Origin of the sequence: Pararhodobacter sp., from assembly GCF_034676545.1 — a bacterium.
In the GTDB taxonomy this organism is placed as follows: domain Bacteria; phylum Pseudomonadota; class Alphaproteobacteria; order Rhodobacterales; family Rhodobacteraceae; genus Pararhodobacter.
Genome location: NZ_JAUCBZ010000015.1, coordinates 3,622,769 through 3,639,625, shown reverse-complemented (window position 1 = coordinate 3,639,625; position 16,857 = coordinate 3,622,769). Strand labels below are relative to the sequence as shown.

The 16,857-nt window shown below is 63.9% G+C and carries 13 protein-coding genes and 2 pseudogenes; 4 read left to right on the top strand and 11 right to left on the bottom strand.

Translation table 11 applies throughout. The annotated features are described in order from the left end of the window. Window positions 1–17 precede the first annotated feature (17 nt). Window positions 18–854 (top strand): DMT family transporter, encoded by an 837-nt coding sequence (locus VDQ28_RS21290; RefSeq protein WP_323037833.1) that lies wholly within the window; start codon window positions 18–20, stop codon window positions 852–854. On the opposite strand, the gene VDQ28_RS21285 is transcribed toward VDQ28_RS21290, so the two are convergent. From VDQ28_RS21285 to fsa, 4 genes and pseudogenes are all read right to left on the bottom strand, one after another. Next, complete coding sequence (locus VDQ28_RS21285) at window positions 851–1,546, bottom strand: phosphatidylcholine synthase (RefSeq protein ID WP_323037832.1); 696 nt, start codon at window positions 1,544–1,546, stop codon at window positions 851–853. The two genes, VDQ28_RS21290 and VDQ28_RS21285, sit on opposite strands and share 4 nt — an antisense overlap. Before the next feature lie 205 nt (window positions 1,547–1,751). After that, window positions 1,752–2,734: pseudogene (locus tag VDQ28_RS21280) on the bottom strand (tyrosine recombinase XerC). After that, window positions 2,731–3,450: a DUF484 family protein gene (locus VDQ28_RS21275; protein ID WP_323037831.1), complete on the bottom strand. Its 720-nt coding sequence runs from the start codon at window positions 3,448–3,450 to the stop codon at window positions 2,731–2,733. Before VDQ28_RS21275 ends, VDQ28_RS21280 begins: the two are co-directional and overlap by 4 nt. Before the next feature lie 43 nt (window positions 3,451–3,493). Further along, the gene (gene fsa, locus VDQ28_RS21270) at window positions 3,494–4,147 is read right to left on the bottom strand and encodes a fructose-6-phosphate aldolase (protein ID WP_323037830.1); all 654 of its coding nucleotides are present in this window, start codon (window positions 4,145–4,147) and stop codon (window positions 3,494–3,496) included. Window positions 4,148–4,226: 79 nt separating this feature from the next. Here fsa and VDQ28_RS21265 point away from each other — a divergent pair, with 79 nt between their 5' ends. Together VDQ28_RS21265 and VDQ28_RS21260 are read left to right on the top strand one after the other, a co-directional pair. Continuing rightward, complete coding sequence (locus tag VDQ28_RS21265) at window positions 4,227–6,410, top strand: primosomal protein N' (RefSeq protein WP_323037829.1); 2,184 nt, start codon at window positions 4,227–4,229, stop codon at window positions 6,408–6,410. Window positions 6,411–6,438: 28 nt separating this feature from the next. Next, complete coding sequence (locus tag VDQ28_RS21260) at window positions 6,439–7,035, top strand: class I SAM-dependent methyltransferase (protein WP_323037828.1); 597 nt, start codon at window positions 6,439–6,441, stop codon at window positions 7,033–7,035. Window positions 7,036–7,044: 9 nt separating this feature from the next. On the opposite strand, the gene VDQ28_RS21255 is transcribed toward VDQ28_RS21260, so the two are convergent. From VDQ28_RS21255 to VDQ28_RS21240, 4 genes are all read right to left on the bottom strand, one after another. After that, complete coding sequence (locus VDQ28_RS21255) at window positions 7,045–7,467, bottom strand: PaaI family thioesterase (protein WP_323038175.1); 423 nt, start codon at window positions 7,465–7,467, stop codon at window positions 7,045–7,047. 86 nt (window positions 7,468–7,553) lie between these two features. Beyond that, entirely contained in the window at window positions 7,554–8,675 is a 1,122-nt protein-coding gene (locus tag VDQ28_RS21250; RefSeq protein WP_323037827.1) for a pyridoxal phosphate-dependent aminotransferase, read from the bottom strand. Next, window positions 8,672–10,954: a xanthine dehydrogenase family protein molybdopterin-binding subunit gene (locus VDQ28_RS21245; RefSeq protein WP_323037826.1), complete on the bottom strand. Its 2,283-nt coding sequence runs from the start codon at window positions 10,952–10,954 to the stop codon at window positions 8,672–8,674. The genes VDQ28_RS21250 and VDQ28_RS21245 overlap by 4 nt, the downstream gene beginning before the upstream one ends. Before the next feature lie 325 nt (window positions 10,955–11,279). Beyond that, window positions 11,280–12,470, bottom strand: a complete 1,191-nt coding sequence (locus VDQ28_RS21240) for a pyridoxal-phosphate-dependent aminotransferase family protein (protein ID WP_323037825.1) — start codon at window positions 12,468–12,470, stop codon at window positions 11,280–11,282. Window positions 12,471–12,609: 139 nt separating this feature from the next. Here VDQ28_RS21240 and VDQ28_RS21235 point away from each other — a divergent pair, with 139 nt between their 5' ends. Further along, on the top strand, window positions 12,610–13,404 hold the full coding sequence (locus tag VDQ28_RS21235) for a folate-binding protein (protein ID WP_323037824.1): 795 nt from the start codon (window positions 12,610–12,612) through the stop codon (window positions 13,402–13,404). An 11-nt stretch (window positions 13,405–13,415) separates the two neighbouring features. Here the strand turns inward: VDQ28_RS21235 and VDQ28_RS21230 are convergent, their stop codons facing one another. The 3 genes and pseudogenes from VDQ28_RS21230 to VDQ28_RS21220 form a co-directional block, all read right to left on the bottom strand. Continuing rightward, complete coding sequence (locus VDQ28_RS21230; protein WP_323037823.1) at window positions 13,416–14,780, bottom strand: glutamine synthetase family protein; 1,365 nt, start codon at window positions 14,778–14,780, stop codon at window positions 13,416–13,418. Between the two features lie 23 nt (window positions 14,781–14,803). Continuing rightward, entirely contained in the window at window positions 14,804–15,487 is a 684-nt protein-coding gene (locus VDQ28_RS21225; RefSeq protein WP_323037822.1) for a type 1 glutamine amidotransferase, read from the bottom strand. Window positions 15,488–15,494: 7 nt separating this feature from the next. Then, window positions 15,495–16,830: pseudogene (locus VDQ28_RS21220) on the bottom strand (glutamine synthetase family protein). Between the last annotated feature and the right edge of the window lie 27 nt (window positions 16,831–16,857).

Here is a 16,857-nt window from a genome sequence, read left to right as displayed (position 1 = left end):
GACAGATGAGGTAGCGAGTGACCCTTACGGTATTTCTGGCGGTGATGCTCGCGGCGCTGCTGCATGCAAGCTGGAACGCCATCGTCAAAACCGGTCTCAGCAAGCAAACGTCGATGTTTCTGCTGTCATTCGGTCACGCGTTGTTGGGTATTTGTGTTGCCCTGTTCTACCCTTTGCCGGTGCCCGAGGCCTGGCCGTGGTTGCTGGCCTCTGGGTTGATCCACATGGCGTATCAGATGTTCCTCGCCTACGCCTATGAACAGGGCGACCTGAGCCGCGTCTATCCGATCGCGCGCGGGACTGCGCCGATGATTGTCTTGATCGTCAGCCTGTTGTTTCTGTCCGATACGCTGGACGGACACGAGGTCTGGGGCATTCTGGTGCTGGGCGCAGGCATTGCCGTGATGGCGCGCGGCGTGCTGACCAATGGCGAGTCGCGCCGCTTGCTGCCCTTCGCGCTGGGTTCGGCGGTGGCGACGGCGGGTTATACGCTGACCGATGGGCTGGGCGCGCGGGTCTCGGGCGAGCCGATAGCCTATGTGGCGTGGCTGATGATCCTGTCGGCGGTGTTTTTCACGCCTGCCGTGGTGGCCCTCAAGGGGCGGGCCGTGCTGCGGGCCAATGTGCGGGCCTGGGGGTTCGGCATGATCGCGGCGGCGGCCTCGTTCGGGGCCTATGCGATTGCGGTCTGGGCGATGACGCTGGCCCCCATCGCGCTGGTGGGCGCGCTGCGCGAAACCTCGATCCTGTTTGCGGTCTTGATGGGCTGGCTGTTCTTTGGCGAACGCATGGACCGGGCCAAAGCCATCGCGGCGCTGCTGATTGTCAGCGGCGTGATCCTGACGCGGGTCTAAAGCCGCTCTCGTGACAGGACCTGCTGCACGAACCCGGCGAGCAGCAAATAGAGGGAGGTGAGGATCAGGGCGATTGTCACGGGGCGTGGCTGGGCAAAGTCAAGCCATGCCGCCCATGTCGCCAGCCCAACCCACGCCAGCGCCACCGGCAGCGTAATCATCCGCCAACGCTGGGTGCGGACAGGGTGGACGAATTTGACCCGCAAGAACATGGTGATCGACAAGATCACCACCAGACCCAGAATCACCCAGAACTCGGGTCGTGCGGCGAAAATCACCACGGCAAACATGTTCCAACACCCCGGAAAACCGGAAAACGAGTTGTCCTTGGTCTTCATCCGCGTGTCGGCAAAATACAGGACGCTGCCAAAGGTGATGACAATCACGGCAATCCATCCCGCCCAGCCGGGCATCAGCCCGGAATTGAACAGCGCAAAGGCGGGGATGAACACATAGGTCAGATAGTCGATGATCAGGTCCAGAAGCACGCCGTCGATGATCGGAGCCTTTGTTTTCACGTCATATTTTCGCGCCATCGGCCCGTCGATCCCGTCCACCACAAAGGCGACGACGAGCCAGAGGAACATCAGGCTCCATTCGGCTTCGACGGCGGCCATCATGGCCAGCATGGAGAACACCGCGCCGGTGGCGGTGAACATATGGACGAAATACGCGCGGAATGTCTCTTGCATGGCGTCTTCTGACGCGAAAAAACACGCGAAGCAACACCAAGTTTTGGTCAGAACCGCGCAAAACGCAACAACCGCGGTTGGGGGCGGGTTGCGCAGGGGCATAGCCCGGGCGTGACGCTGGCCCAACCCTGAGCGACAGGCTGTAAGCAGATCAGGCGAGAGGCTAAAGGGCGCGGCTCGGCGGACGAGGGTTCGAAATCCGCGGTTACGGCGCGGTTTTCGCGCGGGGATGGGCGGTGCGGTAGACTTCCATCAAGCGGGCGGTGTCAACTGCGGTATAGACTTGCGTTGTAGAGAGATTGGCGTGGCCCAGCAGTTCCTGGATGGCGCGCAAATCGCCGCCGGCGACAGAAGATGCGTGGCAAAGGAGTGGCGCAGCGCGTGGGGCGTCGCGGTGGCCGGCAAGCCAAGCCGGTGGCGCACGTTTTCCATTGCGCGGGTGATCAGGCGCGGGTTCAACGGGCCGCCGCGCAGACCGCGAAACAACGGGCCGTCGGGGTCCATCGGCCAGGGGCAGAGCCGCAGATAGGTGCGGATGGCCTGCGCGGCGGCCGGGATGACCGGCACCAGACGCTCTTTGCCGCCCTTGCCCAGAATGCGCAGGCTGCTGTTCTCGGCGGTGGCGATTTCAGCGTCGCGCCCGGTCAGGCCCAGCGCCTCGGAGATCCGCAAGCCGCTGCCATAGAGCAACGTGGTCACGGCGACATCGCGCGCGCGGACCCAGGCCTCGGATTTGTCGTCGCTGATCGTTTCGGTGACGGTTCGGGCGGCGTCTTCGTCCAGCGGGCGGGGCAGGGGGCGTTGATGGCGCGGCGCGCGGGCTGACAGGATCGCGGTGGCGTCGAAATCATCGTGATGATCCGCGAGCCAACGCGAAAACCCCTTGAGCGCCGACAAGGCCCGCGCCAGCGACCGGGCACCACGCCCGCGCGCCCGCGCCGAGGCCATCCACGCGCGCATGTCGCGGGTGCCGACCTCGCGCAGTTGCTGGAGACCCGCGGCACCGCCGTGATGATGGGCGATAAAATCGAGAAATTCCGCCACATCCGCGCGATAGGCATCAATCGTGTGCCGCGAGGCTTCGTTCAGCGCCGCGAGGTGATCGAGCCACAGGCCCAGCGCATCGCGCAGCGCCGGGCTTATCGCCAGACCTCCGGTGCGCACATCAGAGGGCGCCGGGCCGGTCATGCCAGCCAGCGGCGCAGGACTCGTTCGAAGGTGCCGGTGAAAAAGCCGATCAAATCAGTGCCTTGGCCGGGCTTGAAACGGTGCGGGTCTTCGGCCCCCATGGCCAACATGCCCGGCAATCGACCCTTGCCCATATCAAGGCGCATCAGGGCCTCGGAGCGCAGATCAGCGCCGATGTCGCCGTAAGGACCGCTGGCCGGCGGTACACCTTGGCGCAGCACGATGGGGCGCGGCGGCGCGGCGCGACCGGCGCTCATGTACTGTTCGACATAGCCGGGCGGCTTGACGCGCAGCACGGAATCCAGCGCCCCAAGGCTGCCGCCCTCGCCGTCGGGGCTTTCCAGAACCAGCCGCAGGCTATCGACGCGCAGGATTTCCGCGACCTCGCCGCCCAGCGTCAGCACAAAACTTTCGAACTTCTCGGCATCCAGCAGACGCAGCAGGGCGCGGTGAATCTGGTTGGTCGAGGACAGGTTTTCATAGGCGGCAGCGATCACGGCGCGGTGGGTTTCCTCCAGCCGATCCAGCCGGGATTCCAGCCGCTCCATCGCCATACCGCGCAGATCGACGACATTGCCGCCCATCGCCCGCTCGGATGTCAGCACCAAGGCGCGCATCAGCTCGGCATCGTCAAGCACAATGCCCGGATCAGCCAGCGCGCGCCGACGCCATTCATCCTGCGTTCCGGGTTCCTGTGCGGGTCCGGTCACTGCCATATCTGCCTCGATCTTGCTGCCGTTGCGCCGATCCTACACCAAGTCAGAGAATTTTCTGACCGGTTTTTTCCCAGTCCTTCATGAACTGTGCCAAGCCGGCATCGGTCAGCGGGTGCATCGCCAGTTTGCGGATCACCTCGGGCGGGGCGGTCATCACGTCCGAGCCAGCCAGCGCGGCCTGTGTGACATGGTTCACCGTGCGGATCGAGGCCGCCAGAATCTCGGTCTCGAAATCATAGTTGTCATAGATCTGGCGGATGTCGTGGATCAGGTCCATGCCATCGAGGTCGATATCATCCAGACGGCCGATGAACGGGCTGATGAAGGTGGCACCGGCCTTGGCGGCCAGCAGCGCCTGATTGGCGCTGAAACACAGCGTCACGTTGACCATTTTTCCTTCGCCGGTCAACACCTTGCAGGCTTTCAGCCCGTCCCAGGTCAACGGCAGCTTGACCGCGATATTCGAGGCGATCTCGGCCAGGCGGCGGCCCTCGTTGATCATCGCCTCGGCCTCGAGGGCGACGACTTCGGCCAACACGGGCCCCTCGACGATCGAGCAGATCTCGCGGGTGACTTCGATGATGTCGCGCCCCGATTTCAGGATCAGCGACGGGTTGGTCGTCACGCCATCCACCATGCCAAGATCATTCAGTTCGCGGATTGCGGTAACGTCTGCGGTATCGACAAAGAATTTCATCACGGTCTCTTGCGGTTGCGGAAGGGCTTTGCTCGGGTCATACCCTATTGCACACTCACCGGAAAGGCCCTTTGCCCGCATGGATGCCGCATCCTTCGCCTTTGCACCGGGTCAGCCGCTTGCCGTTCTGACCACGCAACCGCTGGATCGGTTGCTGGATTATCGTGCGCCCGAAGGCGGCGCGAGGATTGGCGATTTTGTCGAGGTGCCCTTGGGGCCGCGCAAGGTGCTGGGCGTGGTCTGGGGCGAGGCCGAGGGCGCGTTTCCAAAGCTGCGCACGGTGCTGCGGGTGCTCGATGTGCCACCCATGCGCGAGGAGTTGCGCAATTTTCTGCTGCGTGCCGCCGAGTATACGCTGACGCCCTTGTCGCTGATGCTGTTTCTGGCCACCCGTGCGCCGGGGCTGTTTCAGGGTCCGGCGATGATCCGCGTGTACCGCCCCGGCACCACGCCTACGCGCATGACCGAGGCCCGGCAGCGGGTGTTGGACGTGTTCGAGAATTTTGCAGGCGCGGCCTTGACCGTCGGCGAGATCACCCGCGCGGCCAGCGTGACCGGCAGTGTCGTGCATACGATGGCCGCGCAAGGCGCGTTGATCGAAGGTGAGGCGCCGAGGGATCAACCCTACCCGCGTCTCGACCCCTCGCGACCCAGCAAGGACCTGTCCGAGGATCAGGCCGCGGCGGCGCAGGTCTTGCAGGCCAGCGCAGGGGAGTTCGGCGTGACCTTGCTCAAGGGCGTTACCGGGTCGGGGAAAACCGAAGTGTACCTTGAGGCGGTCGCGGAATGTCTGCGCAAGGGGAGGCAGGCCCTGGTCCTGTTGCCGGAAATCGGCCTGACCGAGGGGTTTTTGGAGCGTGTCGAGGCCCGGTTTGGCGCGCGCCCCGGCGAGTGGCACTCGGGCGTCACGGTGACGGAGCGGCGGCGGCTATGGCGCATGGCCGGCGAGGGCGGCGTGCAACTGGTGGTCGGCGCGCGCTCGGCGTTGTTTTTGCCGTACCGTGATCTGGGGCTGATCGTTGTCGATGAGGAGCATGACAGCAGTTACAAACAAGAGGACGGCGTGCTGTACAACGCGCGCGACATGGCGGTGCTGCGGGCGTCCTTGGCGGGTGCGCAGGTTGTTTTGGCGTCGGCAACGCCCAGTCTGGAAACCTGGGTCAACGCGGGCACCGGCAAGTACAAGCGCCTTGATCTGCTGGCCCGGTTCGGCGTGGCGGAACTGCCCGATATGCGCGCCATCGACATGCGCGACGAGGTGGTGCCGCATGGGCGCTGGATCTCGCCGACGCTGAAGGCCGAAGTCGATGCGCGGATCGAGGCGGGTGAGCAGGCGCTGCTGTTCCTCAACCGGCGCGGCTATGCCCCGGTCACGATCTGCCGCGCCTGCGGGCATCAGATGCAATGCGAACACTGCGACGCGCGGTTGGTCGAGCATCGGTTCCTGAAGCGCCTGATGTGCCACCAATGCGGCGAAACCGCGCCGATCCCCACGGCTTGCCCCTCGTGCCAGAAAGAGGGCACGATGCACCCGGTCGGGCCGGGTGTCGAGCGCATGGAGGAGGAGGTGCGCGAGTTGTGGCCCGAGGCGCGGGTGGCGGTGCTGTCGTCCGATCTGTTCGGCTCGGCGCGCGCGCTCAAGGCGCAGATCGCGGCGATTGCGGCGGGGGCGGCGGATATCATCGTCGGCACGCAACTGGTGGCCAAGGGGCATAATTTTCCGCTGCTGACACTGGTTGGCGTGATCGACGCCGATCTGGGCCTGCAAGGCGGCGATCTGCGCGCCGCTGAACGGACCTTTCAGTTGATCCGGCAGGTGGCGGGTCGTGCCGGTCGCGCCGAGCGTCGCGGGCTGGCCTTGGTGCAGACGCATCAGCCCGATCACGCGGTGATCAAGGCGATCCTGTCGGGCGACGACGAAGGCTTCTGGCGCGCCGAGGCCGCCGAGCGTCAGGCGCTGGGCATGCCGCCGTTCGGGCGCTTGGCGGGGATCATCCTGTCGTCGCCAAATCTGGAGCAGGCGTTCGAGATCGGCAACGCGCTGGCTGCTCGCACCGAACCGTTGCATAAGATCGGTGCGCAGGTGTTCGGCCCGGCACCCGCGCCGATTGCGCGTGTCAGGGGGCGGCACCGGGTGCGCTTGTTGGTCAAGGCGGGCAAGGGCGCGCCGTTGCAACAGGCGATCCGCGCTTGGGTGGCGCAGGTCAAACTGCCCAATGATTTCCGGCTTTCGGTCGATATTGATCCGCAAAGCTTTTGGTAACCAGACAACGACTGTGAGAGGCTATGGAATGTGGGAAGATCGTTATAAATCCAGCGATGAGTATTTGTTTGGCCAAGCGCCCGCGCTGTTTCTGACCGAAAACCCCTGGGTTGTGATGCCCGGTGCGCGGGCTTTGTGCGTGGCGGATGGCGAGGGGCGCAACGCCGTGCATTTGGCCCGCGCCGGGATGCAGGTGACGGCCTTTGATATGGCCCCGACCGCGGTTGCGCGGGCGCAAGAGCTGGCGGCAAAGCATGGCGTGCGCATCGCAACACAGGTCTCGACGTGGGACGCTTGGGACTGGCGCCAGAGTTTTGACCTTGTGGCGGCGATCTTCGTTCAATTCATGCCGCCCGAAAAGCGTGTGCAACAGTTCCGCGATCTGGCGCAGGCGCTGCGCCCCGGCGGGCGTTTGCTGCTGCATGGCTACACGCCCGAGCAGATCAAACTGGGGACAGGCGGGCCGGGGTGCGCCGATAACCTCTATACCGAAGACCTGCTGCGGCAGTCTTTTCCCGGCTGGCACATCGAGCGATTGGCGGCCTATGAGCGCGAGGTTCAAGAAGGGCGTGCGCATTCCGGGCATTCTGCCTTGATTGATTTCGTGGCGCGCAAGCCCGAATAGCATGACCCGTCAGGGGGTCATGATGATGCAGGTGGTCGAGCCGGTGGCGTAAAGCTTGCCGTCCTCGACGCCGATGATCGTGGCCTCGGCCACCGCCGTCGAACGCCCGGCGTGTTGCACCCGCGCGGCGCATTCCACCACCGTGCCCGGCTTGAGCGCGCGGGTCAGATTTACCTTGTATTCCAACGTTGTGTAATGAGACCCCCGGGCCAGCGTGGTTGCCACTGCGCAGCCCAGGGCGCTGTCGAGGATCGTGCCATACCAGCCGCCATGCACGCCGCCCATCGGGTTCAAATGCGCAAACGCAGGTGCGCCGCGAAACGCCACCTGGCCCTTTGCGACGCTGTGGAGGTAAAACCCCATCAGCCCGGCAATCGGCGCGCCGGGCATGTCGCCGTTCTGGATCGCGGTCATCATCTCAAGCCCGGACATCGAGAGCAGGGTTTGCAGGTCGGGCAGGTCTTGTGGCGTTTGGGCGACGTATTGTTCGGGCACAGGGGCCTCCGTTTTATGCGGTTTCACCCGGCGAAAGTTTCGGCGCGCGCGTCTGCCAGCGCCTCGGGCAAGGCTTTGGCGAAGGCGTCGAGTTCGATGTCCGGGCCGACACTGACGCGAATGCAGCGGTCATGCGGCGCGACAAAGGGCATTCGGATGAACACGCCGCGCTTGACGATCCCCGCGAGGACGTGCCGCGCGAAATCGCCGTCCGCGCCGCAATCAATGGTCACGAAATTTGTGGCCGAGGACAGCGCCCGCAAGCCGTTATCGACGGCGATCTCGGCCAAGCGTTTGCGCGCCGCGGCGACTTGCGCCACGGTTTTCGCCAGATATTCAGTGTCCTGGAATGCGGCGACGGCGGCGATTTGCGCGGCACGGTTCATGCCGAAATGGTTGCGCACCTTGTCGAAGGCGGCAATCAGCGCGGGGGCGGCGATGGCATAGCCGACCCGCGCGCCCGCCAACCCGTAACCCTTGGAGAACGTGCGCATCCGAATGACGCGCGGATCATCGGCGTCAATCGGTGGCGCGGTGCCGTCAGGGGCGAATTCGACATAGGCCTCGTCAAGCACCAACAGCGTACCGTCGGGGACTTGGGCGATCATTTCCGCGATCACATCGGCCTTGTGCCAACTGCCCATCGGGTTGTCGGGGTTGGCGATATAGATCAGCTTTGCACCCACCTCGCGCGCCTTCTGAATCAGCGCGGCGGGGTCCTCGTGGTCGCCCAGATACGGCACTTTGTGCAGCACACCGCCATAGCCCGCGACGTGGAAATTGAACGTCGGATAGGCCCCGTCCGAGGTCACGACCGGGTCGCCCTGATCCACCACCAGCCGCACGAGATAGCCCAGCAAGCCGTCGATCCCTTCGCCGACGACGATATGGTCGGGCGTGATGCCAAGGCGTGCAGCAATCACCGCGCGCAGCCGATGGCTTTCGGGGTCGGCGTATTTCCATTGATCGGGGGCCGCAGCCTCCATCGCCGCGATGGCGCGGGGCGAGGGGCCAAAGCCGTTTTCATTGGCCCCCAGGCGGGCCTCGTAGGGTGCGCCGCGTCGGCGTTCCAGGGTTTCGGGGCCGACAAAAGGCACGGTCGCGGGCAAGCTGTCGATCAGCCGGGTATAGCGGGGGCCGGTCATTGCGCGGCCTCGTTCAGCCAGGACCAGATGCGTTGCGGGGTCAGCGGCATGTCGATGTGGCGCACGCCGCGATCCCACAGCGCATCAAGCGCGGCGTTGCTGATCGCCGCCAGCGACCCCACGGTTCCCGCCTCGCCGCAGCCCTTCATGCCGATCGGGTTGTTTTTCGACGGTGTCGGCTCGCTGAAAAAACGGACCATCGGCACATCCGAGGCGCGCGGCATGGCGTAATCCATGAAACTGCCGGTCAAAAGCTGGCCGTCGGCGTCGTACACCGTGTCCTCGATCACCGCCTGACCATATCCCTGCGCGACGCCGCCGTGGACCTGACCCTCGGCCAGCGTCGGGTGCAAAAGCGTACCGAAATCATCCACCGCCAAGTAGCGATCAAGGGTCAGTGCGCCGGTTTCGGGGTCGATCTCGATCTCGCACAGATGCGCGCCATTGGGAAACGAGCGGGCCGGCAGCTTGGCGCGTTTGTGGTGGGTCAGCAGGTCGGTGCGGCGGCGCGCGCGGGCCAGATCGGCGGCCTCGAGCAAGGTCAGCCGTTGGTTCGAGCCGGGGGCGGAAAAGATGCCGTCCTCAAAGACAAAGGGGGCGGCGTCGATCTCGGCCTCGAGGAAGGTGGCGAAATCCGCGACCATCTGCGCGGCGGTGGCGTGGGTGGCAAAGGTTTGCACGGTGACCGACCGCGAGCCGCCCGTTCCGCCACCGCGCGCGATGCGGTCGCTGTCGCCCTGTACCACGTCGATGGCGTCGAACGGCAGGCCGGTCAGGTCGGCAAGGTATTGCGTATACACGGTTTCATGGCCCTGACCGTTGGATTGTGTGCCAACCAACAAGGTGACGCGCCCATCCTCGGAAAAGTCGATGCCCGCGCCTTCTTCGTCCTCGCCCAGAATGGATTCAATATAATAGGCATATCCCAAACCGCGCAGCAGACCCTTGGCCGCGCTTTGGGCCTTGCGTGCGGCAAACCCGGCCACATCGCCCAACTCTTGCGCACGCGTTTGAACCCGCGCGAAATCGCCGACGTCATAGGTGACTTTCGAGGGCGTCGTGTAGGGGAAGCTGGCGGGCGGAATGAAATTTCTGGTGCGCAGATCGAAAGGCGAGACACCCAGTTCGCGCGCCGCCATATCCATTGTGCGTTCCAGCAAGGTGATCGCCTCGGGCCGACCGGCACCGCGATAGGCGTCAACCGGGGTGGTGTTTGTGTAGATGCCTTTGACATGCAGCAGGGCGCAGGGGATGTCGTAAACGCCGGTCAACACCTTGGAGAACAGTTCGGACTGGATTTGCTGGGCAAACTGCGAATTGTAGGCCCCAAGGTTTGACAGCGTGTTCACCCGGTAGGCCAGCAGGCGATTGTCGGCGTCAAAGGCCAGTTCGGCGGTGCTGGTCAGATCGCGCGCGGCGGTGTCGGATTGCATCGCCTCGCCACGATCTGACACCCATCCGACCGGGCGATTGAGCGCGCGCGCGGCATGGGCCACGGCAAAATGCTCGGGGTAGTTCATGCTTTTCATGCCGAACCCGCCGCCCACGTCGGGGGTCGTCACGCGCACATCGTCCTCGGCAAGGTTCAGCGTGCGGGCCAACTCGCGTTTGGCGTGCCACACGCCTTGGCTGTTGAAGGCGAAATGCAGGCGCTTGCCGTCCCACTCGGCATAGGCCGCGCGCGGTTCAAGGCTGGCCACCGCAACCCGGTTCTGGCGCACCGTCAAGGTGGTGACATGGGCGGCTTTGGCAAAGGCTGCGGTGACCGCCTCCTCGTCGCCCAGCATCCAGTCATAGGCCAGATTGCCCGGCGCATCGGCGTGGAGCGAAGGGCCGCCGACCGCCAAGTCCATCGACGGCGGCAGTTCGTCGTAATCCATGACAATAGCCTCGGCGGCATCGAGGGCCTGAGCGCGGGTCTCGGCGACGATCAGGGCCATTGGTTCGCCGACATAGCGGATCGTTGCATCGGCCAGCGCGAAACGATTGGGCGTGGCGCCTTTCTTGCCGCGTTGATCGCGCGCCGGGACAGACCACATCGGCGTGGTGACCTGGGCGGCAGTCAGATGCTCGGCGGTGAAAATGCCGACGACACCGGGCATCTCCTGTGCCTCGGCAATGTCGAGGCCGGTCAGCGTGGCATGCGCAACCGGCGCGCGCAGGAACACGGCATGCAGCGCATTTTCGGGCAGTTCATCCGCGATATAGCGCCCAGCGCCGGTCAGAAAGCGGAGGTCTTCGTGGCGCTTGACGCCCTGCGATTGTCCGAACGCGCGCATTGGGTATCCTCTTGTCAGTTCAGCGGGCAGGATAGCCGGACAGACCACAGGAGCAAGGGGTCAGGTGGTCCATTCGCGGGATTTCGGGGGCGCTCAGGCGTTCAGAAATCTCCCTGCCACCAGCCCCGCCCGGAGCGTGGATCGTGAAACACCGGGATCATTGACCCCAGCAGAGGCAGATCGTGTTCCGCCCACCACAAATGCAAACAGGGCGCAGGCCAGAAACAGCCAAAAGGGCAGGGCGGTGACAGAGGCGCGCACGTCAGTTTGGCATGGTCAAATCTGGTGCTTCGGGGGCTGCGTTTGACGGGGTGTCGCGCGGCGCTCAATTGCCGGCAAGTGAGCGTGCCGCGGCGTCAAGCGCACCGGACCCGTGCGGGATGTTGAGGGCTTTCATCGCCGTGTCCATCACGGCCAGCGCGCCCAGCGTCATATGTGCGTTCACATGACCCATATGCGCCAAGCGGAAAAATGCCCCGGCCTCGGGCGAATCCGGCTCGGCCATGCCCAGGCCTACGCCCAGCGTGACGCCTGCTTCATGCTCGCACCACTGCCGCAACCGCGTGCCGTCCTGACCTGACAGGCGCATCGCGGTGACCGAATGCCCGCGATGCGCCGGGTCCTTCATGTTCAGCGCAAACGCCCCCTCCTGGCCCCAAGCCTCGCCCGCCGACCAAACCGCGCGGGCAAGTCTGGCGTGCCGATTCCAGACGGCCTCGATGCCCTCGTCCATGATCATGCTGACGGCGGCCCGCAACCCGAGCAGATGGTGGGTCGGCGCGGTGCCATAGAAATGCATATAGAAATGATTGGCATCGACGCGCGGCAACCAATCCCAATAGGGGGTGCGCATATCGGCGGATTTCGAGACGTCGCGCGCCTTGTCCGAGAAAAACACCAGCCCCAGGCCCGGCGGGGTCATCAACCCTTTTTGGCTGGCGGCAACCATGACATCGACGCCCCAGTCATCCATGTGGAATTCGTCGCAGGCAAAGGAGGCGATGCAATCCACCATGAGCAAGCCCGGATGCCCCAGATCATCCATCAAGCGGCGCAGCGCGAGAACGTCGTTCTTGGCACTGGAGGCGGTATCGACATGGGTGATCAGGACGGCGCGCGCGTTGGGTTCGGCGCGCAGGGCTTGCTCGGCGCGGGCCATGTCGATGGGGGCGGATTTGCCGAAATCGGTGATCACCACGCGTACGCCCAACTGCCGGGCGTGCTCGGCCCAGCCATGCCCGAACCGACCCGTCGTCAGGACAATCGCCGTATCGTCCCGGCGAAACACGTTGGTGTTTGCGGCTTCCCATGCGGCGTGGCCGTTGCCGATATAGATCGCCGCATTGTGCTGCGTTCCGGCAATCGCCTTGAGGTCTGGCCAGAGGCTGGCGGTCACGTCCAGCAAGTTGCCCTCGTAGATATTCGGCGCGGCCTGGTGCATGGCGTTCAGCACGCGGTCGGGCATGACCGAGGGACCGGGGATCGCCAGATACCGGCGGCCGTTGGCGAGCGACATGGGGTAACTCCTGAACATGTGCAGATTTGAAAAAACCTTATGCGCGGGAAAACTGCGCGTCAATCAGTCGCGATGAATGCGCGCCGGGGACTGTGCAAACCGCTGCGTGCGGCCTATATCGAAGGGCATGGAGGCCATTATGTCAGACACCGTTCTTTCCCCCGAAACCCGCTGTGCGCCGATGCCGGGACGTGCGGTTTTGCGCGTTACGGGCGAGGACCGTCTGGCGTTCCTGCAAGGGCAGGTCACGCAAGATATCGACCGGGTGATCCGCGACGGCATCGCTTACGGTGCGATGTTGACGCCGCAGGGGAAATTGATTGCCGATTTCCTGATGGTCAAGGCGGATGATGCGGTTCTGGTCGATGTGGCCGAGGCACTTGCCGACGGCCTGTTGCAACGGCTCACCATGTTCAAGCTGCGCTCCAAGGTGGTGATCGCGCGCGAGGACATGCCGATCACTTGCGGTCTTGGCCCGGCGCCCGAGGGGGCACTGGCCGATCCGCGCGACCCTGCGCTGGGCTGGCGGCTTTACGGCGTGGCCGTGACGCAAGGCGCATCAATTGACTGGGCGGCGGTTCGGGTGGCGGCCTGCGTTCCCGAATCCGGGGCCGAGTTGCAACCGGGCAGCAGCTTTATTCTGGAGCTGGATTTCGAGCGTCTGAACGGCGTCGATTTCCGCAAAGGGTGCTACGTCGGCCAAGAGGTCACGGCGCGGATGCACCACAAGACCGAGCTGCGGCGCGGCTTGATGCAGGTGTCTGTGTCGTCGCCGGTGCCGCCCGGAACGGCGGTGCTCAATGCCGATGGCAAAGAGGTCGGCACGCTTTATACACAAGCCGACGGGCAGGGGTTGGCACTGTTGCGGGTGGATCGTCTGGACGGGGATTTGCACGCCGCCGAGGCTCGGATCACGGTGCAAACCCGTGCCTGAGCCCCGTCTGCTCAGACGTTCATCAACAGGTGCTCGCGCTCCCACGGGCTGATAACCGCTTGAAACTCGGTGTATTCATGGCGTTTCACGGCGGCATAGAGCGCTGCGAAATCGGCGCCCAGAACATCAATCAGCGCTTGATCCTCTTCGAAGGCGTCGATGGCCGCACCCAGCGTCAACGGCAGTTCGTCCTCGCCCATATAGGCGTTGATCTGGCATTCCGGACGCGGGTTTTTTTGCTCTTTCAAGCCCAGCAACCCGCAGGCCAGCGACGCGGCAAAGCCCAGATAGGGGTTGCAATCCATCCCCGCCAGACGGTTTTCAACGCGGCGCGCTTCGGGGCCCGAGATGGGAATGCGCAGCCCGGTGGTGCGGTTGTCGCGACCCCATTCCAGATTGATGGGCGCTGCAAAATCAGGGACATAGCGCCGGTAGCTGTTCACATAGGGGGCCAGCAGGGCAACCGCGCCCGGCAGGTGGTTTTGCATCCCCGCGATGAAATGCAAAAAGGCAGGGGTTTCTTCGCCATTGGCGTCCGAGAAGATGTTCTTGCCGGTTTTGATATCCACGATCGAGTGGTGGATATGCATCGCCGACCCCGGCTCACCCTCGATCGGTTTGGCCATGAAGGTGGCGTAACAATCATGGCGCAGCGCCGCCTCGCGGATCATCCGCTTGAAGAAAAAGATGTGGTCGGCCAGATCCACCGGGTCGCCATGCGCGAGGTTGATTTCCACCTGACCCGCGCCACCCTCTTGCAGGATGCCGTCGATTTCCAGACCCATCGCCTCGGCGAAATCATAGATATCGTCGATCACCTTGCCGTATTCATCGACCGCCGACATGGAATATGCCTGTTTCGCGGCCGCAACCCGGCCCGAGCGCCCCATCGGCGGCTGGATCGGCTGGTTGGGGTCGATGTTGCGGGCGACAAAGTAGAACTCCATTTCCGGCGCGACAACGGGTTTCAACCCTTCGGCGGCGTAGAGATCCAGCACCCGTTTCAACACGTTGCGCGGTGCGGTCGGGTGCGGCTCGCCCTTTTGGTTCAGCGCGTCATGGATGATTTGCAGCGTGATATCGGCGGTCCAGGGGGCGGCCGTCGCGGTCGAGAGGTCGGGCACCAGCGTCATGTCCGGCTCTTTGTATTCTTCCTCGCCGCCGGGGGCGTTTGCCCATTCGCCGGTGATCGTTTGCAGGAAAATCGAGGTTGGCAGGTAGAAATGCGTCTGTTTGTCAAACTTGAACGCGGGCATCGCCTTGCCGCGCGCCACGCCCGCGATATCGGGCAGGATGCACTCAATTTCGTCCAGCCGTCGCCCGGCGATATAGTCGCGGGCAGAGTCCGGAATTTTGCTTAACCAGGTATTACTCATGGGGAGACCCCTTTGTATGGTCGTCAGGCGTTGGCATGGGCCGCTTTCAGGAAGGATGCGATTTGGTCGGCGATGCGCTTGCCATCGACGGGCTGTTCGATCTGCGCGAGCGCCTTGTCGAGCAGCGGGTCCGGGACGACGCCACGCCCGCGTTGTTCGATCAACTTCTCGACAAATGGGTTGGCGAATTCGGGGTGCGGCTGCACGGACCAGCCCTTGTTGCCATAGGCCAGCGCGGCATGTTCGCAAAACGAAGTCGAGGCGATGGTGGTCGCGCCCGGGGGGGGCGTGACGACCTGATCCTGATGCCAGGCATTCAGCCGCACGGTATCGTCGCCAAACTTGTATTCGGTTGGCCCAACCGACCAACCGCCCGCGAATTTCTCGACCTTGCCGCCAAGCGCCTGAGCCATGATCTGATGGCCAAAGCAGATGCCCGCCACCGGAACATCGGCGTCAAAAGCGTCGCGGATAAACTGTTCCAGCGGCGCAATGAACGGATGATCCTCGTAGACGCCATGTTTCGAGCCGGTGATCACATAGCCGTCGCAGTCGCGCGGCGACTTTGGGAACTCCATGTCAACCACGCGGTAGGTTTCAAACGTGAAACCATGCCCAGCCAGCAAGGTTTCGAACATATCCGGGTAGTCGCCCGCCTCAATCAGAGCGTCGGGAGCGTAGCCGGTCTGTAGAATGCCGATTTTCATGTTTGCCTCAAACGGTATCGAGATAAAGATCGAGCACTTCTTCCGGCTCCAGTTCCTCCATGTAGCGGATTTCCTGACGCTTGGTGCGGACGAGGTTCTCAATCAGGCGTTTGGAGAAAATGCGCGCCATATCCGGGCTTGTCTCGAATGCGGTCACCGCATCGGGCCAGGTGATCGGCAGTTGCGGCAGATCGAGCGCATAGGCGTTGCCGGTGACTGGCGGCGGCGGGGTCAGCCCGTCTTCGATGCCCAGCAGCGCCGATCCCAGCACGCCCGCCATCATCAGATAGGGGTTGATATCGCCGCCTGCGACGCGGTGTTCGATACGGCGCGCGCGGCGGTTGCCCGACGGGATGCGCAGCGCCGAGGTGCGGTTTTCATAGGCCCAGCTGATGCCGCTGGGCGCATGGTTGCCGGGCACGAACCGTTCGTAGCTGTTGGCATGGGGGGCCAGCAACAGCATGGAGCCGGGCATGGCCCGTATGCAGCCCGCGACCGCGTTCAGCATGAGCGGTGATCCTTCGGCCGAGCCGTCATTGAACATGTTGTCGCCGTCGGCATCATTCATCGAGAAATGCATGTGCATCCCGTTGCCGGGCCACGAGTCATACGGTTTCGCCATGAAGCTGGCGGCAAATCCGTGTTTGCGGGCAATCCCGCGCACCAGAAGCTTGAACAGCCAGGTGTCGTCGGCGATTTTCAGCACGTTGTCGGAATGCAGCAGGTTGATCTCGAACTGGCCGATCCCGGCTTCGGAGATTGCCGTGTCGGCGTCGATGTCCATGGCTTCGCAGGCGTCATACAACTCGGTGAAGAACCGGTCGAAGGCATCCAACGCCCCCAGCGCCAGGGTATCGGCACCCGGACGGCGTTTGCCCGAGCGGGGCGACGGCGGCACGCGAAATTCGCGGCCCGAAATCGTCGATCAGATAAAACTCCAGCTCGGTCGCGCAGACCGGATACAGCCCGCGATCATGGAAGCGCTTGACCACACTGGCCAGCGCGTGACGCGGGTCGCCATCGAACGGGGTGCCATCGTCGTGGAACATCCACAGCGGCAACAGCGCGGTTGGCGCCTCGAGCCACGGCATCGGCAGAAACCCGCGATCCGTGGGCTTCAGCACGCCATCGGCATCGCCCGAGGCAAAGACCAGTGGGCTGTCCTCGATGTCTTCGCCCCAGATATCGAGGTTCATGACGGAATATGGAAAGCGCGTGCCTTCCTTGACCACTTTATCCGCAAAACGCACGGGAATACGCTTGCCACGGGCCTGACCGTTCAGGTCAGCGGCGGCAACACGGATGGTCTTGACGGTCGGGTGATGGCGCAGCCAATCACGCATAGGACACCTGAATGTTTGCGGCGTAGG